Annotated in this window: 21 protein-coding genes and 1 tRNA gene; 9 read left to right on the forward strand and 13 right to left on the reverse strand. The window is 50.3% G+C overall.

Annotated features, from left to right (window positions below; translation table 11 throughout):
* The first annotated feature begins 63 nt into the window (after positions 1-63).
* From HQL65_02325 to HQL65_02345, 5 genes are all read left to right on the forward strand, one after another.
* Positions 64-4,302 carry a PAS domain S-box protein gene (locus HQL65_02325; protein MBF0135049.1) on the forward strand — a complete coding sequence of 1,413 codons (4,239 nt, stop codon included), beginning with the start codon at positions 64-66 and terminating at the stop codon, positions 4,300-4,302.
* Between the two features lie 179 nt (positions 4,303-4,481).
* Entirely contained in the window at positions 4,482-5,609 is a 1,128-nt protein-coding gene (locus HQL65_02330; GenBank protein ID MBF0135050.1) for a SpoIIE family protein phosphatase, read from the forward strand.
* Positions 5,610-5,718: 109 nt separating this feature from the next.
* Positions 5,719-6,882 (forward strand): response regulator, encoded by a 1,164-nt coding sequence (locus HQL65_02335; protein ID MBF0135051.1) that lies wholly within the window; start codon positions 5,719-5,721, stop codon positions 6,880-6,882.
* 85 nt (positions 6,883-6,967) lie between these two features.
* Positions 6,968-9,610 (forward strand): bacteriohemerythrin, encoded by a 2,643-nt coding sequence (locus tag HQL65_02340; GenBank protein MBF0135052.1) that lies wholly within the window; start codon positions 6,968-6,970, stop codon positions 9,608-9,610.
* A 55-nt stretch (positions 9,611-9,665) separates the two neighbouring features.
* A complete protein-coding gene (locus HQL65_02345; GenBank protein MBF0135053.1) occupies positions 9,666-10,067 on the forward strand; it encodes a response regulator in 402 nt (133 codons plus the stop codon).
* Between the two features lie 33 nt (positions 10,068-10,100).
* Here the strand turns inward: HQL65_02345 and HQL65_02350 are convergent, their stop codons facing one another.
* The gene (locus HQL65_02350) at positions 10,101-11,048 is read right to left on the reverse strand and encodes a chemotaxis protein CheV (protein ID MBF0135054.1); all 948 of its coding nucleotides are present in this window, start codon (positions 11,046-11,048) and stop codon (positions 10,101-10,103) included.
* Between the two features lie 273 nt (positions 11,049-11,321).
* On the opposite strand from HQL65_02350, the gene HQL65_02355 reads away from it, so the two are divergent.
* Positions 11,322-12,752, forward strand: coding sequence for a sigma-54-dependent Fis family transcriptional regulator (locus HQL65_02355; GenBank protein ID MBF0135055.1), 1,431 nt, complete (start codon positions 11,322-11,324; stop codon positions 12,750-12,752).
* Between the two features lie 140 nt (positions 12,753-12,892).
* Here HQL65_02355 and HQL65_02360 read toward each other — a convergent pair whose 3' ends face one another.
* Genes HQL65_02360 through HQL65_02375 form a run of 4 tightly spaced genes read right to left on the reverse strand, consistent with a single transcriptional unit; the run spans position 12,893 to position 17,381 of the window.
* Positions 12,893-14,518, reverse strand: a complete 1,626-nt coding sequence (locus HQL65_02360) for an NAD(P)-binding protein (protein ID MBF0135056.1) — start codon at positions 14,516-14,518, stop codon at positions 12,893-12,895.
* Between the two features lie 2 nt (positions 14,519-14,520).
* On the reverse strand, positions 14,521-15,537 hold the full coding sequence (locus tag HQL65_02365) for a pyruvate ferredoxin oxidoreductase (protein ID MBF0135057.1): 1,017 nt from the start codon (positions 15,535-15,537) through the stop codon (positions 14,521-14,523).
* Positions 15,534-16,802: a pyruvate ferredoxin oxidoreductase gene (gene porA / locus HQL65_02370; protein MBF0135058.1), complete on the reverse strand. Its 1,269-nt coding sequence runs from the start codon at positions 16,800-16,802 to the stop codon at positions 15,534-15,536. The genes HQL65_02365 and porA overlap by 4 nt, the downstream gene beginning before the upstream one ends.
* Before the next feature lie 3 nt (positions 16,803-16,805).
* Positions 16,806-17,381, reverse strand: coding sequence for a 2-oxoacid:acceptor oxidoreductase family protein (locus HQL65_02375; GenBank protein MBF0135059.1), 576 nt, complete (start codon positions 17,379-17,381; stop codon positions 16,806-16,808).
* Between the two features lie 321 nt (positions 17,382-17,702).
* Here HQL65_02375 and HQL65_02380 point away from each other — a divergent pair, with 321 nt between their 5' ends.
* Positions 17,703-19,055, forward strand: coding sequence for an AAA family ATPase (locus HQL65_02380; GenBank protein MBF0135060.1), 1,353 nt, complete (start codon positions 17,703-17,705; stop codon positions 19,053-19,055).
* A gap of 42 nt (positions 19,056-19,097) precedes the next feature.
* Here HQL65_02380 and HQL65_02385 read toward each other — a convergent pair.
* From HQL65_02385 to HQL65_02400, 4 genes are all read right to left on the reverse strand, one after another.
* Positions 19,098-19,173: transfer RNA gene (locus tag HQL65_02385), tRNA-Ala, on the reverse strand.
* Positions 19,174-19,308: 135 nt separating this feature from the next.
* Positions 19,309-19,680 carry a YraN family protein gene (locus HQL65_02390; protein ID MBF0135061.1) on the reverse strand — a complete coding sequence of 124 codons (372 nt, stop codon included), beginning with the start codon at positions 19,678-19,680 and terminating at the stop codon, positions 19,309-19,311.
* A 222-nt stretch (positions 19,681-19,902) separates the two neighbouring features.
* Positions 19,903-20,202 carry a DUF2442 domain-containing protein gene (locus HQL65_02395; GenBank protein MBF0135062.1) on the reverse strand — a complete coding sequence of 100 codons (300 nt, stop codon included), beginning with the start codon at positions 20,200-20,202 and terminating at the stop codon, positions 19,903-19,905.
* 11 nt (positions 20,203-20,213) lie between these two features.
* Positions 20,214-20,462, reverse strand: coding sequence for a DUF4160 domain-containing protein (locus HQL65_02400; protein MBF0135063.1), 249 nt, complete (start codon positions 20,460-20,462; stop codon positions 20,214-20,216).
* Positions 20,463-20,806: 344 nt separating this feature from the next.
* Here HQL65_02400 and HQL65_02405 point away from each other — a divergent pair, with 344 nt between their 5' ends.
* Together HQL65_02405 and HQL65_02410 are read left to right on the forward strand one after the other, a co-directional pair.
* Positions 20,807-21,010 carry a type II toxin-antitoxin system RelE/ParE family toxin gene (locus tag HQL65_02405; protein MBF0135064.1) on the forward strand — a complete coding sequence of 68 codons (204 nt, stop codon included), beginning with the start codon at positions 20,807-20,809 and terminating at the stop codon, positions 21,008-21,010.
* A 12-nt stretch (positions 21,011-21,022) separates the two neighbouring features.
* Positions 21,023-21,391 (forward strand): helix-turn-helix transcriptional regulator, encoded by a 369-nt coding sequence (locus tag HQL65_02410; protein MBF0135065.1) that lies wholly within the window; start codon positions 21,023-21,025, stop codon positions 21,389-21,391.
* A 94-nt stretch (positions 21,392-21,485) separates the two neighbouring features.
* Here HQL65_02410 and HQL65_02415 read toward each other — a convergent pair whose 3' ends face one another.
* From HQL65_02415 to HQL65_02430, 4 genes are all read right to left on the reverse strand, one after another.
* A complete protein-coding gene (locus HQL65_02415) occupies positions 21,486-21,791 on the reverse strand; it encodes a hypothetical protein (GenBank protein ID MBF0135066.1) in 306 nt (101 codons plus the stop codon).
* Positions 21,792-22,115: 324 nt separating this feature from the next.
* Positions 22,116-23,015 (reverse strand): abortive infection family protein, encoded by a 900-nt coding sequence (locus tag HQL65_02420; protein MBF0135067.1) that lies wholly within the window; start codon positions 23,013-23,015, stop codon positions 22,116-22,118.
* A complete protein-coding gene (locus HQL65_02425) occupies positions 23,008-23,346 on the reverse strand; it encodes a DUF5615 family PIN-like protein (protein ID MBF0135068.1) in 339 nt (112 codons plus the stop codon). Before HQL65_02425 ends, HQL65_02420 begins: the two co-directional genes overlap by 8 nt.
* Positions 23,343-23,567 carry a DUF433 domain-containing protein gene (locus HQL65_02430; GenBank protein MBF0135069.1) on the reverse strand — a complete coding sequence of 75 codons (225 nt, stop codon included), beginning with the start codon at positions 23,565-23,567 and terminating at the stop codon, positions 23,343-23,345. The genes HQL65_02425 and HQL65_02430 overlap by 4 nt, the downstream gene beginning before the upstream one ends.
* Positions 23,568-23,595 lie beyond the last annotated feature (28 nt).

Raw genomic sequence — 23,595 nt, forward strand, 5'->3', positions numbered from 1 at the left:
TGTTGGCACGTTTCAGACCCCTGTTTTCCGGAACAATCCTGCCCCCTCCCCGGGAGCAATTCAATGAATCTCTCCTTGCCTCTGTCACTGCGGACCATTGTTCCGTTATTGTTGTTATTGTTTACACTTTGTACGGCCGTCATTGCCATTTTATGGGAATACCATGACACCCGACGCCTGGCCCGACAAGAGGCGAGGGGAGTCTTTCAGGTATACCTGGCCCAAATGGCGCATTCGATTGAATATGAATGGAATCGTTCCCCGGATCTTCTCCTGGACAAGAACGTTATAAAACGAATCCGTGACCATGTCCGGTTTGAGGCGTCACATCAGGATGTCACACACGTTCTGGTCGTGGGTCCTGATGATTTGGTTCTGGCAAGTTCGCAGCCCGAAGAAGTGGGGCAGCCAGTCGCCTCGCTTTCCCTCAAACATCGCCAATCTCTGCAAAAAATTCTGGAACAATCCTCTCCCGGTTTTGGACCCGAAGATGAAGGATTCGTCATGGCCGAGGAGTTTGCCGCCGGCTATCACCGGCTCTGGGTTACCAGTCAGGAGGGAAAGTCCGACTCCAAAAAATTGGCAACGGTCTGGATGACCTTCGATCTGCAACGCATGGCAGCCATGAGTCAACAACAGGCATGGCATAAAACTTTGATTTTTTTTGGCTCATTCTTTCCTCTGGCTGTCGGATTCGGCATCTTGTTTCACTGGCATGTGACCCGACGTGTGGAGTTGCTGGTCAGGGCCGCCGCCGATCTGGCCGCCGGAAATCTGGCAACCCGGATCCATATCCAGGGAAACGATGAACTGTCACAGGTTGCCCATGCCTTCAACAGCATGGCTGGTGAGATACAAAACGCCCATCAACTGTTGGCAAGCCGGGTCCACGAACGAACCCGGGAACTGGAAGAATCCCGCCAGACCTTGCGCCAGATTCTCGATACCATTCCCGTGGGCGTATTCTGGAAAGATACGCATGGTCGTTATCTTGGCTGTAATCAACGCTTTGCCGCAGATGGAAGTCTGGACCATCCGGCGTCCATCATCGGGTGCAGTGATCTCGAAATGCCCTGGCGCGAGGATGCCGCACAATACCGTCTGGAAGACATCGAAGTCATCGAACACGGACAGCCCAAACTGGATTATGAAGTCAAACTGGTCTCTCCAGGCCATGGTGAACGCTGGCTGCGAACCAGCAAGATGCCGTTTCTCTCTGCCACGGGACAAATCATCGGTATTCTTGGTGTCCACAAGGACATCACCGATATCAAGCAGGCCCAACAGGCGCTCCTGGAAGCCAACCGGAAAAATCAATTGGTTCTCGAAGCCGTGGCCGTCGGCATCTGTGGTTTGGACGCTAACGGAGTGGCAACCTTCATTAATCCGGTTGGCATGGCCATGATTGGCTTGGTCCGCGATCAGATCATTGGCCGCTCTTTTCACGAGTGGAGTGGTGTGTCATTGCCCCGCTCCATCGACAACCAGAACCAGATGCAACATGACAAGGAAAATTTCCGGGATTGTCCTGTTTGCGCCACATTGCACGATGGGAAAACCCGTACTGTACCCCTGGTTTATTTTCGCACCCGGGATGGCCACAAGACCCCAGTCAATCTCGTGGTCAGTCCGGCCCTGGTGGATGGGGTTCCGCAGGGAGCTGTCGTCGTGTTTCAGGACATCACCCAACAGATGGATGCAGAAGCAAATTTGCGTAAGCTTTTCATTGCCGTCGAACAAAGTTCAAGCGTGGTCATGATCACCGATATCAGGGGCCACCTCGAATATGTCAATCCCAAATTTTGTCAGGTTACCGGATATTCCTCGGATGAAGTCATGGGACGCAATCCCCGTTTTCTTGCCTCCAGGGAAAAATCTCCTGCCGATTATGCGGCTCTCTGGCAAACCATTCTGAATGGCGAAACCTGGCGGGGTGAGTTTCGTAACCGAAAGAAAGACGGGACATTTTTTTGGGAATCGGCATCCATTTCTCCCATTCTGGACGGGGACGGACAAATCACGCATTTTTTGGCGATCAAGGAGGATGTCACCGAGCAACGCAAGGTGGAACGGTCCCTCCTGGAAAACGAAGCACGTCTGAATTCCACTCTGGAAGCCATCGATGAGGGGGTCTGGGATTGGAATGTGCAGACCGGGATCGTTCACTTCAGTCCACGCTGGGCCAGAATGTTTGGTTATGAACCGGATGAAATTCATCCCAATCTGGCCACTTGGCACAACCTGATCCATCCGGAAGATCTGCCGCAATTCACCAAGGCCGTCAACGACCATTTTCAGGGATATGTCGGAAGCTTTGTCTCGGAACATCGCATGCGACATCGTGAGGGGCATTGGTTATGGATCCTGGACCGGGGCAAGGTTATCGAACGGGATGGACGCGGTGCCCCATTGCGCATGGTGGGCGCTGACCTGGATATGACGCCCCGCAAGGTGATGGAAGAACGTCTGGTACAGGCCAAACGCGAAGCCGAGAGAGCCAATCAGGCCAAATCGGAATTTTTGGCCAATATGAGCCATGAAATTCGTACCCCATTGAACGCGATCATCAATCTCAGCTATCTGGTTGCCCAGGGAGAGCTGCCGCCCGTCCAACGTGATTATCTCAAACGGGTTCAGGAGGCAGGACGGGCGTTATTGAGCATTCTCAACGATATTTTGGATCTTTCGAAGATCGATGCCGGCCAAATGACCCTGGACAATATTCCCTTTCAGATGGATGACGTTCTGACCCATCTGGCTGCCATGATCAATTCAACCAACTCCCATGGTCTGGATATTATTTTCCGGGTCCATCCTGCCATCCCCCCGGAACTGCATGGCGATCCACAACGTCTGGGTCAGGTGCTTGGGAATCTGGTTGGAAATGCCCTGAAATTCACCGAAAAAGGGTACATTCTCATCGTCATGGAACCAGGCCGTAGCACCAGGGATCGCATGGCGATTCGTTTTGCCATCACGGACACGGGTATCGGCATTTCACCAGAAGAGCGTTCCTGGATTTTCAGCACTTTTTCCCAGGGAGACAACTCGCGCAGCCGCCGCTTCAGTGGTGTCGGTCTCGGTTTGGGAATCAGCGAGCGTCTGGTACGCATGATGGGGGGGGAGATTCAACTGGAAAGTCACCCCGGTCAAGGCAGTACATTCCAGTTTACAGCCTGGTTCGATTTGAAAGAATCAGCCCAGTCTCTCACCCACTTGGCACGTCTTTCCGCTCTGCGTCGGCAACGGATCCTGGTGATCGAGGAAAATTCCCTGGCCCGGGAAACCATGGTCAACTTGTTGAAATACCATGGTATGGAAACGACAGCCCTTTCTGCCAACCCGACTGAGTTGTCCCAACTGGAGCATCGTGCCCTAACTGAAAACACATCCCCCTTCGACATTCTCCTTGTGGACATGGACCAGTCGTCCACCGATGGCTTTGAGACTGCCCGACGCATACGCAACCTGCCTGCACAAAATCATCTTATTGTTCTATTTATGGTTTCTTCACGAAATCGAGACAGGATCCAGAAAATTCTCGATCAGAAGGAACCGTGCGGATTGGTGTTCAAACCAGTCATTTCCGGAACACTTCTCAACAGCATGCTTGATCTTCTGGACCTGAATCTGCACCAGACAACACCCCGCATGACCACCCAAGTTATCGAAGAAGGCCAAGATTGGTACCTGCCCGGGATCGACATCCAGACCGGATTGGGTCTGGCAGGAGGTGATGTCAACCAGTTTCGCCAGACATTGAACGGGTTTCGGGATCGCCATGCCCAGTTCATGGAAATCCTTCACCAGGAGTGGGATAAAAAATCCCTGGACCAGGTCCGTCACCGACTTCAATTCATGAAAGGCGTGGCAGGTACAATCGGGGCGATGCCCCTCCTGTTGGCCATCAATTCCCTGGAAGAGAGCCTGAATCAACCCGAACAAGGTCCTCGCGAATTGGCCATGGCCATTTTCGATGCCAGATTCCAAGAACTCATGACCGGATTGCGCTCCGGGCTTTCTTCCTTGGTGGAAGTGGAGAATTTCCTGGATAATGCTCCGGGGCAGATGCCACCCTTGGCCAAGAATCACATTCTGGAATTGGTACAGGATCTGCTCGCCAACCTTGATCTGGATGTGACCAAATCTCTGGAACTTTCTGAACAACTGGTCACCCTCTTCAAGGGAACAAAACTTGAAAAAACAGGACATCAGATCAATATGGAACTGTCCCAGTTCGAAACAGATGCGGCCCGAACACTGCTCCAGGGAATCGTTGAACAATTGGAACGTTCGGGGTAACTATTCAGAACCCTTGCAAAAAAAGGATTTGATATGAAAGATTTTGTTGGGGCTCCGCCCCAAACCCCGCCAGGAGGAAGGGCACAGCCCTTCCTCCTGGGCCTCCTTACCAGTTTTTCGAACGTTTTTTAATGGGAAGATCTGAATAGTTACGTGCATATTTGGACAAGGTGCTGCGCATGGAAAAACCGAGAATTCTCGTGGTGGACGATGTCGTCGATAATTTGCGCATTCTGACTATCCTTTTGCAAAACGACTATATCGTCATGGCCGCCAAGAACGGAAAAAAAGCCCTGGATCTGGCGCATGCCCACCCGCAACCAGACCTGATCCTGCTGGATGTCATGATGCCCGGCATGGATGGTTTCGAAGTCTGTCGGCGCTTGAAGGAAGATCCCCTGACCCGTGAAATTCCCGTTATTTTTGTCACCGCCCTGGATGAAGAAAAAGACGAAACATACGGGTTCAAGGTGGGTGGGGTCGATTACATTTCCAAACCCTACCGTCCACCGATCATCCGGGCACGAGTCCAGACCCAGATATCCCTGCAATCCGCCATAACCCGTCTGCGGACACAAAAAGAGTTGCTCGCTTTTGAACGCAGCATGGTTGAAAATATTATTCTCAAGATGCGGACTTCTCTTTCCCAGGTGAATGAACCCGGGATCCGTTCGCTCGAAACTCCCGTGGAAAAAACGACCGGCGATATTTTACTGGCAGAACGTCGTGACGATGGTATCATGCACGTTTTTCTGGGCGACTTTACTGGGCATGGACTTTCAGCGGCTGTCGGTGGTCCCCTGGTGGTGGATATTTTCCATGCCATGACTGCCAAGAAATTTCCCATGGAAGAGATTCTTTTGGAAATCAACAAGAAACTCTATGCCAAGCTTCCCCAACACGTTTTTCTGGCGGCCATTTTCATCGAATTGTCCAAGGATTTTCGTCAACTTCGGGTTTGGAACGGAGGCATGCCATCCCTGTTGCTTTTCCGCCAGAATGACGTGGTTGAAGAAATATCACCCAAATATCTCCCCCTGGGCGTCCTGCCGGAAATTGAAACTTCACAGGTCATTCAATCTGCAACCTTGCTTCCTCATGAACGTGTGGTGGCTTTTTCCGACGGAATCATTGAAGTGATGAACGCCGAAGGACACATGTTTGGGTCGGAACGTCTTGTTGTGACTCTGCAACAGATTTATGCCAACGGCGAACCCTTGACACGCCTGGAAGAACATTTGAAAAATTTTCGCAAGAATACCCCACAGGCAGATGACATCACCATGATTGAACTGCAATCTTCCTGACGTGTTTTACCAGTGTTATGGGCATGTTTTAACCTATTTTATGGCTGTTTTTGTAATTTGTTGTTATTGATTCAGAACTTTGTCAATCGGAAAATTCGGGGAATGTTTGATGGGAACAGCAGAAAGTTCAAACAAGGATCTCGAAACAAGAGAAAATTCCGGCAAGCCGGTACTCTTGATCGTCGATGATGTTCCAGCCAACATCAAAACGCTGGTTTCCATTCTCTCCAGTGAATGCAAAATCCTGGTTGCCACCCATGGCCTGGCCGGTCTGGAAACAGCAAAATCAAAGCACATTGATCTGATTCTTCTGGATATCCTGATGCCAGAGATGGATGGCTTTGAAGTCTGCAAAAGATTGAAGGCCCATGCGCCTACCCGCCATATTCCGATCATCTTCATTACGGGACTTGGAGAGCCGGAAAGTGAAAAAATGGGGTTGGAACTGGGTGCTGTTGATTACATTACCAAACCATTCAATCCCGCCGTGGTCAAGGTCAGGGTCAACAACCATCTTGTCCTCCAGGCAACATTGAGGCAACTTGAAAGACAAAACAAGGCCCTTTCCGATGCGGAAAAATTGCGCGTTCAAGTGGAACAGATCACCCGCCATGACATGAAATCACCCTTGAATGGCATTATCGGCTTTACCGAACTTTTGTTGGAAGATGATGATATTTCAGAAGAGAATAAAAAATCGTTAATGATCATCCGCCAGGATGCCTACAGATCATTGCATATGATCAACCTTTCCCTGGGACTTTATCGCATGGAACAGGGCATCTACGATTTGAAACCCGGTGATGTGGATCTGATTGCCGTTTTGAAAAACGTCCATCAAGACATGGATGGGTTGATCAGAACCATGAAAATTGATATTATTATCCTTGTCCAGGAACGACCAGCCCGATTGGATGAACATTTTATTGTCTGGGGGGAAGAAATACTCTGTTATTCAGTTTTAGCCAATCTGATAAAAAATTCGGTGGAAGCTTCTCCCAGGAATGCAACAATTACGATCACCTTGCGGGAAGAAGAAAGCATGAATACCGTGACCATTCATAATCAGGGAAGCGTTCCGGAATCTATTCGGGACCGTTTTTTTGAAAAGTGCGTGACACATGGAAAAAAAATGGGAACCGGACTGGGAACTTATTCGGCCAAGTTGATCACCGAAGCTCAGGGGGGTAGCATTGAGCTGGCACCTGCCAATGAATTGAACGAAACGACCCTCATCGTCCATCTGCCCAGGAAACCGCTCAACCAAGCCTGAATATCGTCGGAATCCAGGCCTGAATATCGTCGGAAATCAGAACATCCGCGCTGCGATCCAGATTGTATCAGGAGGGGGGACAAGGATGAGTTATCTGAAGAAAATTCAAATCAGCACGGGAATCAGTTGGGTTGAAGCGCCAGATGCCGACATGCGCATCCTGTGTGGTTGTCCAGCCGACAGTGTCAAACACCTGATGAAACGAGGATTGATTCTTTCCACCGAAAAAAACGGTGCCCACTTTGAAACCGGTCCCAACGCCATTCTGCTGGCCGATACCCTGTTGCAAAACGGCGATTTTTCCAACCTGGCCGAGTTTCCTGTTCTGCAAATGCTCTATCGACAGGGAATGATCATTCCCGGACATCCCAATAACTCCGGGATCAAACCCCTGCTGATTGGTATCCGGGAACAGGTCAACTCCCAGATGGAGTACATCCACCGGGGTAATTATGGGCTGGTAACCGAAGCCGAAATGCTGGCCGCCGGTGCCACACCAGCGCTCGCCCGTGAAATGTTGGCACTCAAGCTGAAATTTGCCTTTGGTAAAATACGCCCCCCCAAGGATTTTTTGGACGTGTGTGTGGTGGGTGATCAATTGGTGGAGATTCGTAATGGCTTGTTCATCCGCCGGTTGCGAACCAATTTATACGAATTCAGTTTCCGGGGGGAAACGGTCAGCGTGGATTTGCATTTGTCGTCCCATGAAAATTATCAATCCCCCTATCCCATGGGTTTCCACAAAATCCCCCGGGACTATTTTTCCATCATTCATTCCGGCGAAGGCGATGGCTGGGATATCAATCGCCCCAGCATGGGCAGCATCCTTGTTTTTCAAGGCAGGATATATCTGATTGACGCCGGACCCAATATTCAGAATACACTTCTGGCCCTGGGGATTGGCATCAACGAGGTGGATGGAATTTTTCATACCCACTCCCACGATGACCATATGGCCGGGCTGACCAGCCTGATCCGTGCCGATCATCGTATTAAATATTATGCCACATCCCTGGTGCGCAGATCCGTCACCCTGAAACTGGCCGCACTCGTGGGCATGGATCCGGAAAAATTCACGGATTTTTTTGCAGTTCACGACCTGCAAGCCGAAGTGTGGAACCCTGTCGATGGCCTGTATGTAAAGCCTTTATATTCGCCACATCCGGTTGAAACAACTGTTTTTTATTTTCGCACGCCCGGCGAGGACGGATACCGTTCCTATGCCCATCTGGCCGATATCATCTCCCTGAAACTTCTCCAGGAAATGACCACGCCAACAGTCGGGAGCGGATCAGACTCGAATCATCCCCTGGTGCCGGCCTTGCTGGAGCGTGTACGCAACAATTATTTCATGCCGGCGGATGTCAAAAAACTGGATATCGGCGGCGGCATGATCCATGGCGTTGCCGAGGATTTTCGCGATGACACTTCCAAAAAGGTGATTCTGGCCCATACGTCTCAGCCATTCACCGATCAACAGAAAGAGATTGGATCTGGCGCGCCTTTCGGGACCGTGGATTTATTGATTCCGGCCTATCGAGACTATTGGGGAACGTTCGCCAAGGATTTTCTGCGCGTTTACTTTCCAACGGTCGCCATTCATCAGTTGGCCATGTTGTTGAATAATCCCCTGGTGGAATTCAATCCTCATACCATTATTCTCAAGGCAAAACAAATTCCGGAAAATTTGTTCCTCATCCTTTCTGGAACCGTGGAAATCATTCAATCAACATCGCGCTCGTCACGTGGTCTGCTCTATGCCGGGACCCTGGTGGGAGAAATCGCCGGCCTTTTTCAGGTCCAGTCCATTCAAACGTTTCGCACGGCCAGTTTTGTTCAGGCCTTGCGTATTCCTGTATCATTATATACAAGATTCATCAATGAAAACGCCCTGGGTCCCAGGATTGAACAATTGATGAAGATTCGCGAACCTTTGAAAGGAACGTGGTTATTCAATGAAGGCATTTCAGATCCGGTTTACGATCAGATTGCCAGCCATACGGCAGTACACACCTTGAAGACTGGCTTGATTCTGAATGAAATCAATCCAAAAAGCATTTATATCGTGGCTCAGGGACACCTCGAACGCCAATTGGGGCAGGATACTCTTGAAGTTCTGGAAGAGGGCGAATTTTTCAATGAAGAAACAGCCGTTTTTGGAATCCCGGCCATATTTCATATCCGGACCATTGAACAAAGTACCCTTTACGAAATTCCCTGGGATCATCTGCACCATATTCCCATTATCCAATGGAAAATATTTGAAACTCACGAAAAACGCAAAAAAATGGTTTTGCATTGTTCGACGAACGGTCCTTCGGCCTTTCAATGGCATGATGAGTTCAGTGTTGATGTCAAGGATTTGGATATTCACCATCAAAAAATGTTTCAGATGGGTGCCAAGCTGTATTTTGGCTTGAAAAATTCAGATTCCACCTTGCGCTTGCAGGAGATTTCTAACTTTCTGATCAGTTACACTGAATTTCATTTTCAAACTGAAGAAAAATACCTGCTTTGCCGTGGCTACCCAGAAGTCAAAGCACATCAGGAACAACATAATATTTTGAGTATCTCTTTGCAGAACATGTTAAATCAAATGGCCCGGGAAGACTGGAAAAATGGTGATGAGTTTCTTGAATTTTTCCAGGGATGGCTTATTGACCATATTTTGCATGAAGATCGTAAATACGCCTTCTACCTTGCAAATACGGCACTACAGTCTGGTTGACAGGACATGCAACCCTGTAATATGTCTAACTAGAATATTTTTTATTTGAGGATTTATGATGCGCATCTTGATTGCCGACGATGAACTGTCCAATCGTATCATCATGAAAAAAATCCTTGCTCCTTATGGGGAATGTACCCTGGTGGAAAACGGCAAGGAAGCGGTGGAAATATTCAAACAGGCCCTGGAAGATAAAGTTTCGTTCGATCTGGTTTGTCTGGATATCATGATGCCTATCGTTGATGGTCTGCTGGCCCTGCAAAAAATCCGTACCATTGAAGCATGGAATGGTATTTCTGAGGAAAATGAAGTCACCATTTTCATAGTAACTTCCGTCGATACCGCAGAAACCGTATTGCGGGCATTCATGAAGGGCGGATGCACGGATTACATCAATAAACCGGTCTCTCGTGAACGAATTATACAAAAATTACGTGAACACAAGATCATACCTTGAATGTATCGAGATGTACCCGACGATCAGGACCTGTCATGCAGCGTCATGTGCTTCTTGATCCACTTTGGCCAATTGATCCAGAATTGCCTGGATAATACGGTCGGGTTGGAATTTAGGGATGAAATCATCCGCCCCCATTTGTTTGGCTTTATAAGCATTTGACTGGTTGCTCAATGAACTGTGCAGGGCCAAATGAATCTTTGACAGATGCGGATTGGATTTTACTTTGCGGGTAAAGGTGAAACCATCCATGATAGGCATTTCAATATCGGAGAGAATCAGAGTGTAAGGACACACTCCACCGTTTTCAATGGTCTTTTCAAGAATTTTTAATGCTTTTTCGGCATTTTCTGCCAACGTGTGCCGGATTCCTATCTGGTCCAGTGCTGAACTGATCAATTGCCGTGCGGCACGTGAATCATCCACGGCCAGAATTTGGTGATCTTTACGGACGACCTGGTTGGCTTTTTCCAACAGGTCATCGGAAACCTTATCTTCTATTCCTATGATTTCACTCAGGATTTTTTCCACATCCAAAATCTGAATGGGTTTGTCCCCTTCGTAGGTGATGGCAGTCAGAAAACTGTCATCGTAAACCTCACCTTCGGGACTGATGATATCGTCCCAGCTTTTGTGGACCAGATGATTCGGCTGGGAAATCAGAAAACCCTGGACTGACGTACTGTATTCACACACCATGACGTAGCTGATAACATTTCCAAAATCAAGCGGTTCCAATCCAAGGGCGTGGGAAAGGTCAATCAATGATATGGCTGAACCACGGAAATCGATGGTTCCCTTGATGGCCGGGTGGGACTGTGGAATGCGTGTGACCTGCTTTGGACACTCCAATATTTCAATGATCTTGAAAACATTCAGACCGTACAATTGGCCATCAGTCAGGAAAAAAGTCAGCATCTCCATTTCGTTGCTGAAAGCCAGATTGGTTCTCTGGTTGACTTCCGACATCAGGTCACTCATGTTGCTCTCTCCCCGATTGCATCTGGATACGACTTTATCCATCACCCTTTTGCCACCACGCATCCTTCATCTTAGCAGAGGTCGTTTCCCTTTTAAATGATTATCATGAATCCCGCTTTTCGAGTCTGCCGAGGCTGGAACCGGGTGGCAGGGTCCGTCGCCACGCCAGTCAGGAAATACAACCAGACACAATTAATTTGTAACAATTCAGACCGAAGTGTGGCACAATGGGCACCAGGGTGAAGAGGAAACTATCATGGGTGCAAGCGAAATATGAAAACAAGTCACACGATTCTGCTGGTCGAAGATAGCGAATCCATGGCTGCTGTCTACATGGGATATATGTATGCCGAACCCTGGCAGGTCACTCACGTCAGGACTGGTCAGGAGGCTCTGGATATTCTTGGACAGGCCCCGCCGGATCTGCTGCTCCTGGATTTGAAACTACCTGATATCAATGGTATGGAAATCCTCAAGCATATCCACAAGGAATCCCTGCCTGTCTCTGTGGTGATCATCACCGGATACGGCTCCGTGGATATGGCCGTCGAGGCTTTGCATCTGGGAGCTTGCGATTTTCTTGAAAAACCATTCTCAGCCAACAGGTTACTCGTTACCCTGAAAAACTCCCTGGAACACCGGCGTCTTTCCACACTGGTACATGATTACCGAAAAAATTTTGACCGACAGGATTTTCAGGGATTCATCGGTTCCTCAACCGTCATGCAGGGAATCTACCGGATTATCGAAAGTGCCGCTTCGAGTCGGGCCACAGTGTTGATCACCGGTGAATCCGGCAGTGGCAAAGAAATTTGTGCCGAGGCAGTCCATCGCCTGAGTCCACGCCGCAGCAAATCCCTGGTGGCAATCAATTGTGCAGCCATACCCCGGGATTTGATGGAAAGTGAAATTTTCGGTCATGTACGTGGTTCTTTCAGTGGTGCCATCAGCGATCGCGAAGGGGCCGCAACCCGTGCCCACGGCGGATCCCTCTTTCTGGACGAAATTTGTGAGTTGGATTTCGAGCTGCAAGGCAAGCTGTTGCGCTTCGTTCAGACCGGAACCTTCCAAAAAGTGGGCAGTAACCATATGGAAAATGTGGATATTCGTTTCATCTGTGCCACCAACAAGGATCCCTGGCAAGAGGTCCAGGCCGGACATTTTCGGGAGGATTTGTTTTTCCGCTTGAATGTCATCCCCATCCAACTGCCCGCCCTGCGGGAACGCGGTCAGGATGTGCTGTTGATCGCCAAAAAATTTCTGGAACTCTATTCCCAGGAAGAAGGAAAAAAATTCAAGGCCTTTTCACCTGAAGCCGAACGTTTGTTGCTGGAAAATCCCTGGCCAGGGAATGTCCGTCAATTGCAAAACATCATTCGCCGGAGCGTGGTCCTGAACAATGGCGAAATGATTGTGCCATCCATGTTGCCGCCCGAGATATACAATATACCCTCTTCCCCTGTCCAATCCGGTCTGGAACCAATGGATCGGTATGCGAACAAAAATACCTCCGTCCGTTCGGACGCAACAACTCCAAAAGACTCGGATGCCATTATGCCTCTTTGGCAAGTTGAAATGGATGCCATTGAAAAGGCAATTCGTTTGTGTGGCGGCAATGTTCCTCAGGCAGCTTCACGTCTGGAGATCAATCCTTCTACCATTTATCGCAAAAGGGCACGTTATAAACAAATGCCGGACTCTTGATCATTATACATGAACGCTTGCCCGGTTTTTCATTCGTTTTTTGAAATGAACAAGTTATTAAACAGCCTCTAAAAGAAAGAAAAAAAAGAGGGGGAAGAACTGCTTTTCCCCCTCCTTGTGCAGGTTTTCGCAAGGTTGGACTAGATGTTTTCCAATTGGATCTTGATGGCACCGCAAGGACATTCGCGGACGCACAATCCACACCCTTTGCAGTAATCGTACTTGAATTCAAAACGCCGTCCGGGTCCAAGCTTGATGATCGAGTTGTCCGGGCAAACGCTGTAGCAGTTGTCACACTCAAAGCAGTTACCGCAGGAGAGGCAGCGCCGCGCTTCGAAAAGCGCGTTGCTTTCGTCCAGATTGCCCAACACCTCCTCGAAACCCGACTGTCTGCGAATCAAATCCAACGTGGGTTGGACAGTCTTCGGGGCATCATCGTAGTACCAGGGGTTGAGATTTTCAAAGGTGGCAATTTCATGCTTTTTGGGCGGGGCATACTGGACGCCGCGCAGGAAGGCATCAATATTGCGGGCCGCTTTTTTGCCATGTCCCACCGCAGTGGTCATGGTGCGATTGGAAGGCACCATGTCACCACCGGCAAATACTCCGGCACGTCCAGTCATCATATGTTCGTCAACGATCAGATTGCCTTCGCTGAATTTGATGCCTGAAACATTTTGCAGGAACGGGGCCTGGACATCCTGGCCGAGCGCGAGAACGATGGAATCGGCCTCCAGATATTCCATTTGACCGGTTGGTTGCGGCCAGCCGGTGTCGTCGAGGACCATTTTGTCGAGGATGACAAACCCCTCCTTGACTTCACTGACCCGGCGCAGACATTCCAGTTTGACGCCTTCTTCAAGGGCTTCCCTGATTTCAAAGTCGTGGGCGGGCATGCGCTCCCTGGTGCGGCGGTAGGCAATGGTAACCTGACCGCCCAGGCGAATGGCAGAACGGGCGGCATCGATGGCAACGTTACCACCGCCGATGACGACAACCCGTTTGCCCATGTCCGGAACGTTTTCACCCAATTCGAGCTGGCGCAACACATCGATGGCATACAAGGCCTTGATGGAACCATCGGAATTGAGTTTCTGGGTTTTGGCCAATTGCGCCCCGACGGCAATGAAGGCAGCATCAAAACCGCCGTCTCGCATGGTGGCGTCCAGATCCTGAACCGGGGAGTTGAGCATGATGCGCACGCCCAGGGCCTCGATGCGGGAAATTTCGGCTTCCAGGACAGAGGTTGGCAGGCGGTAGCGGGGAATGCCATAGCGCATCAAGCCACCGGCTTTGGGAGCGGCCTCGTGAATGACCACCTTGTGTCCGAGAAGCGTGAGGTGATAGGCCGCAGAAAGTCCACCAGGTCCGGAACCGACCACCAGAATTTTCTTGCCTGTCGGCTGACTTTCCAGGCGAACGATCCACCCCTTGTCGATGGCGAGATCGCCCAGAAAACGCTCCACGGCATGAATGCCGACCGTCTCATCCAGGTGGCCACGATTGCAGGCATTTTCACACGTATGATAACAGGCACGGCCCATGATGGCAGGCATGGGATTGTTACGCATGATTTCCATCCAGGCGGAGTGATAATCTCCCTCCTCGGCGTGGAAAAGCCACTTTTGAATATTTTCGCCTGCCGGGCAGGTGTCGTTGCAGGGGGGCATCCGGTCCAGGTAAACGGGACGGAAGGTCCGCCAGGAGCCGGTATGGTTGGAAAGGCTGGAACCAGGATCCAGCGTGATGGCGAAAGGTTTGATCATGGTCATGAGCCGGCCTCCACGAGGAGGTTGTAGCGTTTGATGTTGGCGTCAGCCATGTCTTGGATGGCTTTGATTCGTTTGGTATCGGGTTTGTCTTTCCGGAACAGATGGGCAAACCTTTTTTGCAGGAGCAGATATTCCTGCACGGGGATGCGCCGCCGGATTTTGTGGACGTGGGTCACTTCGCCGAATTCTGCTTCATACAGGGGGTAGAGACCACATTCGACGGCCATGCGGGCGACGCGCACCGTGTCTTGGGGGGCGCTTCCCCATCCCAACGGGCAGGGAACGGAGATGTGGATGTAACGGGCACCGTGAATCCCCATGGCCTTGAAAACCTTGTACTCCAGGTCCTTCAGGTTGGCGACACTCGCCGTCGCCACGTAGGGAATGCGATGGGCCATGGCGATGCGGGGGACATCCTTGCCGGTTCCGAAAACGTTGCCGGGTTCATCGCCGACAGCCGGGGTCGTGGCAGTGCGGGCGGCGGGCGGGGTGGCGCTGGAACGTTGCACGCCGGTATTCATGTAGGCTTGGTTGTCGTAGCAGATGTACAGCACATCATCGTTGCGTTCGAACATGCCCGAGAGGCAGCCGAAGCCAATGTCCGTGGTACCGCCGTCACCACCCTGGGCAAGGACGCGGATCCGCTTGTCCCCCTTGACGCGCAAGGCTGCGGCAACACCTGAGGCCACAGCCGCCGCGTTGCCGAACAGAGAGTGGACCCAGGGAATCTGCCAGGAGGTTTCCGGATAGGGAGTCGTAAACACTTCCAGGCAGCCCGTGGCATTGACGGCAATCAGTTGGTTGTTGCTGGCGCGCATGGCGGCATCAACAGCATAGCGGGCACCGAGGGCTTCGCCACATCCCTGGCAGGCGCGATGGCCGCAGGTCAGGGAGTTGTTGCGGTCCATGCTGGACTGCACCAGGCGATTGCGGGCATCCACCAGGCGATTACTGACCGTATAGGTGCCCTTCTGATAGAATTTGACAGGTTGTTCGGATGACGTATCGGTCATGATGACTCTCCTCCGGCCAGGGGTCCCCCCGGACCGATATCGCGCAGAATATTTTCGGCAATAGGGCCGGAGCGGCGGGTTTTGCGACCGCGTTCCAGTTCCCGGTTGACCACAGCCCAGTCAAGGTCCAGGAAGTGTGGTGTATCCAGTTCGCCCTTCATGGCTTTGTTGAAGAAGTTTCGCAGGGAGTTTTTGGTGATGGGGCGTCCCCCCAGACCGGCAATGGCGGTGAAGAGGGGTTTGCGCAGACCACGCAGGGCCATGCGAATATTCGGGTCCACAACACCACCCAGACCCACGTCCAGACTCTTTTCCACCACAATGATGCACTTGGCATCCTTGAGCGACTCCCGGATGGCGGCCAGCGGGAAGGGGCGGAAGGAGCAGAGGCTGATGGAACCGATGGGCGTGTTCTCCTCGGACCGCATGTCATCAATCACGTCCTTGATGGTACCATTGATGGAACCAAGGGCCACGACGATGGTCTCGGCCCCTTCGGTGCGGTAGTGATGGATGAGACCGCCGGATTTGCGCCCGAAATGTTTTTCGAAATCCGCGCTGATTTCCGGGATCAGATCCAGGGCGCGCATTTGTTTGTGGTGGGCGAGATAGCGGACTTCCGCGAAGGCATCCGGTCCCACCATGGCCCCGATGGAGACCGGCTCTTTTGTATCAAGAACCTGCACGGGTTCGTAGGGAGGGAGGAAGGCATCGACCTGTTCCTGGGTGGGAATATCGACCCGTTCGTAGGCATGGGTCAGGATGAACCCATCCACGCAGACCATGACAGGGCAGCTCAGCTCTTCGGCGAGGCGGAAGGCGAGAATGTGCAGATCCACGGCTTCCTGGTTGGTTTCGGCAAAGATCTGGATCCAGCCGGAGTCGCGCATGGCCATGCTGTCCGAGTGGTCATTCCAGATGTTGATCGGGGCACCGATGGCGCGGTTGCCGATGGTCATGACAATGGGCAGACCGAGGCCGGAAGCGTTGTAGACCGCTTCGGCCATGAACAGCAACCCCTGACTCGACGTGGCCGTATAGCTGCGAACACCCGCCGCCGAGGAACCGATGACGCCGCTGAGGGCCGCAAACTCGGATTCGACGTTGACAAACTCACACCCTTGCAATTGGTTGGCTTTTACCAGCGAGGCCAGACCTTCCACGATATGGGTCTGCGGTGTGATGGGATAGGCGCAGATCACTTGGGGCCGACAGAGGGCGATGGCCTCGGCAACGGCCTGGGAACCTTCAATCTGTTTCAACATGGTTCAGGATCCTCCCCCGATGTTTGCCTTGGCCTTTTCGAAGGCTTCACGGGCTGCCAGGATATTGGCTTCGCCGACCTTGCCCGGAAATTTTTCCTTCACGGCGGCGATGACCGAGTCCAAATTGATCTGACCCGTAACAGCAGCGAATATTCCCAACAATGAGGCATTGGGTACGGGGCGACCGACATGTTTGATGGCCAGTTCCGTGGCATCCACTTTTCCGATATTCCGGGAGGGGAATTTGGTTACGAAGTCGGCAATGCCCAACTCTTCGTAACTTTTGCTTGAGTTGATCAGGATAAACCCGGTCGGCGAGCATCCGGAAAAAACATCCACGGAGTGCAGCAGGGTGGGATCCTGGATAATGATGGCGTCCGGTTTCATGATGGGTTCACGCAGGCGAATTTCCTTGTCGTCGATTCGACAGTAGGAAATCACGGGCGCTCCCATCCGCTCGGAACCAAAGCTTGGGAAGGCCTGGGCATGACGCCCTTCCAGGAAGGCCGCCACCGACAACATCTCGGCAGCAGAAACCACCCCCTGACCTCCCCTTCCATGAATACGGATCTGAAACACTTTTATCCCCTTTCCTCTTTGAAGCCTCAACAAACGCGGTTGGCATGGAGACGCTGCATCAGGAAAATGCCATCAGCACATCGACATGGTCACTGGTACAGACTTGCTTCCCATCCCTCACCGAAAATGGTAGGACCCGGCATGATCGGTTGGCAAGTGAAAATCAGCGTTTCATGATGCAGAAATTAAATTATCTGCACTGATTTTTTTATCAGAGGTGATTTTCCCTGGATTTGTTTTCCAAAGGTGTCGCAGACTTGACGACCGTGGGCCAACGCACAATCTTCACGCATGACACATGGCAGCCGTGGGACACCAGACATGACCCAAAATGCAGCAGAAAAAATGGTGGATGCCCCGATTGAAGTCAAACAGTTTTATTATACGGCCTTGGAAGTTGAAAATGTTCGCTGCTTTAAAGATAGACAAAGACTCAATCTTTCCGATGAAAATGGCTCGTGGGCCAAGTGGACTGTATTGTTAGGTAATAATGGGTCTGGAAAAACGACTCTATTGCAGTGTTTGTATGAAATGATGCCGTACAAAATGAAGCTCATGGAATCAGATAAAATTTGCGTTCGTCCATATCTATCCGGGAACGGCAGAATTTCATTTGATAAATTCTCAAGAAATACTGGAAGTTTGTTTTTAGGTATTGAATATATTTTTTCTACTATAAATAATAAATTTATAAATGATCGTTCTGGCGTTGAAATTCGTTTGTTATCAAACCATAAATTTATATCAACGTATGGTTATTCTAAAATAGAAGAAAAATATTATTCATTATTTATCAGAAAATATGGGCAAAATCGTTTGTTTAGCAATGAGATTGGAGATAGAAAAGAAATAGACAATCAAGAATATTCACTAATAGAGGAGATTAATTTATTAAATCCTGAAAAATGGCTGTTGAATGCGGATTATACAGCCAGCAAGGAATCGAAAATTCAGGAAAGAGCTAAATTTCGCCTGAAAACAATTCAAGACACACTTGTTGATTTGTTACCGGATATTGAGGAAATCCGTATCGTGCCTCCAGAACGGGCAAAGGATTTGCCTAAGGTAGAATTCAGGACCCCTTATGGTTGGGTAAAATTCGATCAATTGAGTCTGGGATATCGCACCATGATGGGGTGGGTGGTGGATTTGGCGGCACGCATGTTTGACCACTATCCAGAAAGCCCTGATCCTTTGGCAGAACCAGCCATTGTGCTGGTGGATGAAATTGACTTGCACATGCATCCGCAATGGCAACGCAAAATCATGCACCATCTCAGTCAACACTTCCAAAATACCCAGTTTATCGTTACCGCTCACAGCCCCCTGATTGCGCAAGCCGCCACAGATGCCCGCACCAACATTGCCGTTCTTCGCCGGGAAGGCGATCAAGTCATCATTGATAACAATCCAGAAAATATTCGCAATTGGCGCATCGATCAAATTTTGTCTAGTGATTTATTCGGGGTACCCCTGCGTTCGGAAACCATGGAGCAGTTGATGCAGGAACGCGCCTCGATTCTCGCCAAACCTCACCTCACTGCGGAGGATACGGAGAGAGTGCGTCACCTGGAACAGGAGATTGGCGATCCTCCAGTCGGAGAATCAAAAACCGATTGGGAAGCCATGCAACTCATCCGGGCTGCCGCTGCCCATTTGCAGCAGGGAAAATGACGATGATCCGGATCGTCAAACCCGAAACCATCCCGGAAATTCTGGTGGAGCCGGGGGGAATCGAACCCCCGACTTCAGCATTGCGAACGCTGCGCTCTCCCATCTGAGCTACGGCCCCACGCTATACAATCCGCCGATTATCCGCTCCTGATTTTCAAAAAGCAAGTCAAAAGAAACAAAAACAGGCCAGGGATGCATGAAAAATTTTGGGTCCACGGCATCCCGTTCTTGTTGAGCGGCATCCTGTTCTTGTTCAAGGAAAAGCATTCTGGAGTACTTCAACTTTCCAGCCTGGCCCCTGGCGTGTAATCAGCACGGCATCGAAACGGCAGAAATGATTTGAATATTCCGGATGGGCTTGCAGGTAAAGCGTGGCCAGCAGCGTCAGACGGCGTTGTTTGCGAAAATCGATGGCCTCGGCGGGAGAACCATAGGTATCCGTGCGTCGCGCCTTGACTTCACAAAAAACCAGGGTATCACCCTGCAAGGCAACAATATCCAATTCACCCCGTCGAAACCGGACATTGCGTTCGAGAATGCGGTAGCCGGTTCGGCTCAAATGCCCGGCAGCCAGATCCTCGGCAAAACGCCCGAAAGCCTTCCGGTCATCCTGATGAGCATGCATCGATATATCCAAGCTCGTTTCTGTGTTTCAAAACGCCATGACAGCCTTGCCTGGTTGCGGATTGTCCAGGATTTCATCCGTCCAGTCCAGCAAAATCCACAAGAATGACCCAATAAAAATGTATGAAATCTGATCGGATGAACCAATCGTAAGGACACGCCCGATTGCGGTGGTGACTTATCGGGTTCAATCGTCTACTTCCGGATCGCATCATCGATATCTTCAGGCTTGTTTATATTTTTCAGAAGGTTTGGCCAGGGGATCGGATAGCCAGGAAGCGGTTTTGTTCGTCACCAGCCAATAGGCATATTCTGGAGCCAGGTCAAAGCCGCATGGCCATGCCAACGTGGGCCATTCATCAAGAAAAACGCGGCGAAACTCTTCCTGGTCACGCAGTTGGGCAGCACCTGGAACTGAATGTACCAATTTTGCCAAATCAGCCACACCACTTTCACCAGAATTAAAGGTCAGGAATAACTGGTAGTTGTCCAGATATTTCACGGTTTGTACGGCAATGGGCATGGTACTCCTCCTCACACCAGTGGTTCAACCTTGTGGAATTTCTTGTTATTCCACATTGACAGCAACTCCCGTTGATGCTTTTCCATCCACTCCTCAACCAACCCCCGTACTCGTGCGGGCAGGTGACCATCCAACACATTGAAGGAATGGATGTCCATCACGGCCCGGAATTCATTGTAACGTACATGAATATGGGGAGGGTTGTGTTCATTGAAATACATGAACACGACAATGCCAAGGAATCTAGATATTTCGGACATCGGTTCCCATCAAGCTCTTCAAGCTCAGGTATCACCCTGCAAGGCAACAGTGTCCGATTCGCCCCGTCGAGATCTGACATTGACAACCTCGCCTAGCCCCGGATTGTCCAGGATTTCATCCGTCCAGTCCAGCAAAATCCACAAGAATGACCCAACAAAAATATACAAAATCAGGTCGGGTGAACCCATCGAAGGGCACGCCCGATTTCGATGGTGACATTTTGGGTTCAATCGTCTATGATTGACAAGGATATTCTCAAGCTTGTTTCTGTTTTTCAGATTACTGGCATGACAACAGGGTGCGAATTGCATACAGCAAACAGGCCATTAAAACCCTGCGGCACATGCCCGCCAATGAGGCTCGATTGGTTCAAAGGAAGATCACCCTCTATGCGAAAGATCCCGCATCCCAGGTTGCCAACGTCAGAAAATTGCAGGGCCGTGATGGTTACCGACTCCGGGTTGGAGACTGGCGGGTCATTTTCGATCAGGACGGCAACGTCTTGGATATTTTGGAAATCGGCCCCCGTGGCGGGATTTACCGATAGGAGATCATGGCCATGAGCCATATTCTCAACATCACCATTGATGGCGTGGACTATGTCGCCATTCCCAAGACAGACATCGGGAACAACCCTCTCGATGAAGAAGCTTTCGATGTGGCCCGCTATGACCACATCAAAAAGCAACTGGCCACTGGTGAAGAAGAATTGATACCCTCTGAGTTTGTGGATCGCATTCTGAATGGGGAGTCTCCCCTTCGGGCTTGGCGTGAATTTCGTGGTCTGACCTTGCAGGTACTGGCTGATCGGGTTGGAGTTTCCAAGGAGTACCTCTTCGAGATCGAAAACGGCCAAAAGGATGGCTCTGTTAGTGTCATGAAACAGATAGCCAAGGCCCTGAAAGTCAACTTGGATGACATTGTTTGAGAGTCTATGCATGACCTTGTATGGCCAAGCTAACCGCCCATTGTTTCCTTGTTTGTAGTCATGCAAGTTGCAGTCGAGAAACTGGAAAAAAAAATTACGCATCATCAGTTTCCGCAAGGCCAACCGCAGAGAGGTGCTTAAATATGTCAGCCAAACGCATGGTACGCTTGCCGACAATTGAAGAAGATGCTGCGATCAATGCAGGTATCGCTGAAGACCCGGAGACGTTGGAAATTTCCGACAGCGATTTTTCCAAACTTAAACCGATGTTTGGCCACTCCACACCGGCAGTGGCGCAAAAGTCTCCACCACCGTGCGTTTCGATGCCGATATCGTGACCAGCAAAACGGCTTGGTCTGCTTCCTTCGACGCGAACATTGTTGGAATCGTTACGTTGCAATGGCTTGTTTGTAGACGACAGATTGATTGAGGGAATGCTTACTGATCTTGGAGAATGAGAAATTATGGCTCATGATGCAAATCGTAATTTCTGCCTTAATGCCCCAAGGCCAGAAGCCAAGAATATGGATGAATCGTCAACTGTGAAATGCGTATACTGTTCCCAGGTTTCTTCTTGCGGAAATGACCGATTGAGACTTGTTACAGGGTACTCTTTTCAGGTGGAAATCGAAATCATGGGAGACACCATATGGTAAACCGGTATTTAAATCGAGGGACACCATATCTACCTCCTCCAAGATCCGGGTCGGCTTCGTTAAATTTCTCATTTTAAAGGTTCGGATCCATCAGTCGCTTCAGGCAAATTGGATATGGGCTTTGTTTTGCGCTCCAAATAAGTTTCAAACAAGAATGACACCAGAGTAGCTGCTGCCCCGGTTGCAAGACCTGCATGGCGGGGCTGAATGCCCCGATTGGCCTTGGCAGACATGCCATGTCCGGTTCCGTAGTAGTTGCGCAACTCGGCTATTCCCTGTGATATCTGGGCAAGGCTGGAGAGAATCTTTTTGATGGTCTCAGATCCTTTTTTGGCATTGCTGACATCGTCTGGCAACAGGGCAAGAGACTTGCAGGTATTGCGTACCAGCTTCAGCAAGTCATCCTTTCCCGGATCTTCCCCTCTCTCCTCCAGAATTGTCTTGCAGACCGATTCCACCAACTCCTTGGCTGTACCAATGGCCAAATCAGGATCTTCTTGCACAGACGTAACCATGCGGTTAATCTGTTGGTTCAGGTAGCGTGAATCAATGGTCCCAGCCAAGTTCCTGATGCCGTTCATCGCAGGATTACCTGAAATTAAACTGGAAACCAATTTGCCATCCCTGTAATCAAATCCGTCATCCTTCAGGCAGGTAAGCAATTCTTGGACATCCGACTTCGTTTTATCTTGATTCGAGTCAGATGGTATTATCTTTTCGGAGCGAACAATGACTTCCTGATATGCATTCAACAACTTCCGGATATCCGATTGATTTGTAAAATCAAGTGTATGGTAATGCTGCTCTACAAGGCAACGACGCTCACCTTTATATTGCGGCTGATGTTTGGTATCGCATTGAATGCCTGCTTCTTCGAATATCATCTTAATATCATGCTTAATCCAACCAACCAGAAACTCCCGAAATCGGTTCCGGGTTTTTTTGCTGATCAGGCCACTGTCAACCATCTCCAATCTCCACCAATGGTTCCCCTCTTTCCAACATAATCAAGGCTTGAGAAAGGTTCCGCGAGAGGACATCTTTGAGCTTGGCATTGGATGTATTGCCACACGTTATCCACAAAATTTGGGGTGGGGGTCCCTGCTGAAAAAGAAAATGGAGAAAATCCGCGTCTTTGGTCACGATGGTAGCTCTTGATTGTTTGGCGGATTGAAAAATCTCCACGTCAGAAGCATCCCGCAATCCCAAGTCGCGAATGGCCTCGACTGTTATACCAAATTGCTCCCGCAGCCAAGGTGCCAATGCCGGCGACAATTGGGCATCAAGCCATAAAATCATGCGGCCAACAGGGGGTGATTCAGACGCTGGCTCGCAAACCGCAGGCATGCTGAAATATCCTCAGCCTCCAGATCGGGTAGTTCCTGAAGAATTTGTCCGGCGTCTAAGCCATTTGCCAGGAGATCCAGGATATCCGTTACCCGAATGCGCATACCGCGTATGCAGGGACGACCACCACATTGGTCCGGATTTACCGTAATTCGGTCAAAGAGTTCCGACATGATCGACCCGCCTGCGCCAAGTACTTTC

This window comes from Magnetococcales bacterium, from assembly GCA_015228935.1.
Taxonomy (GTDB): Bacteria; Pseudomonadota; Magnetococcia; order Magnetococcales; family DC0425bin3; genus HA3dbin3.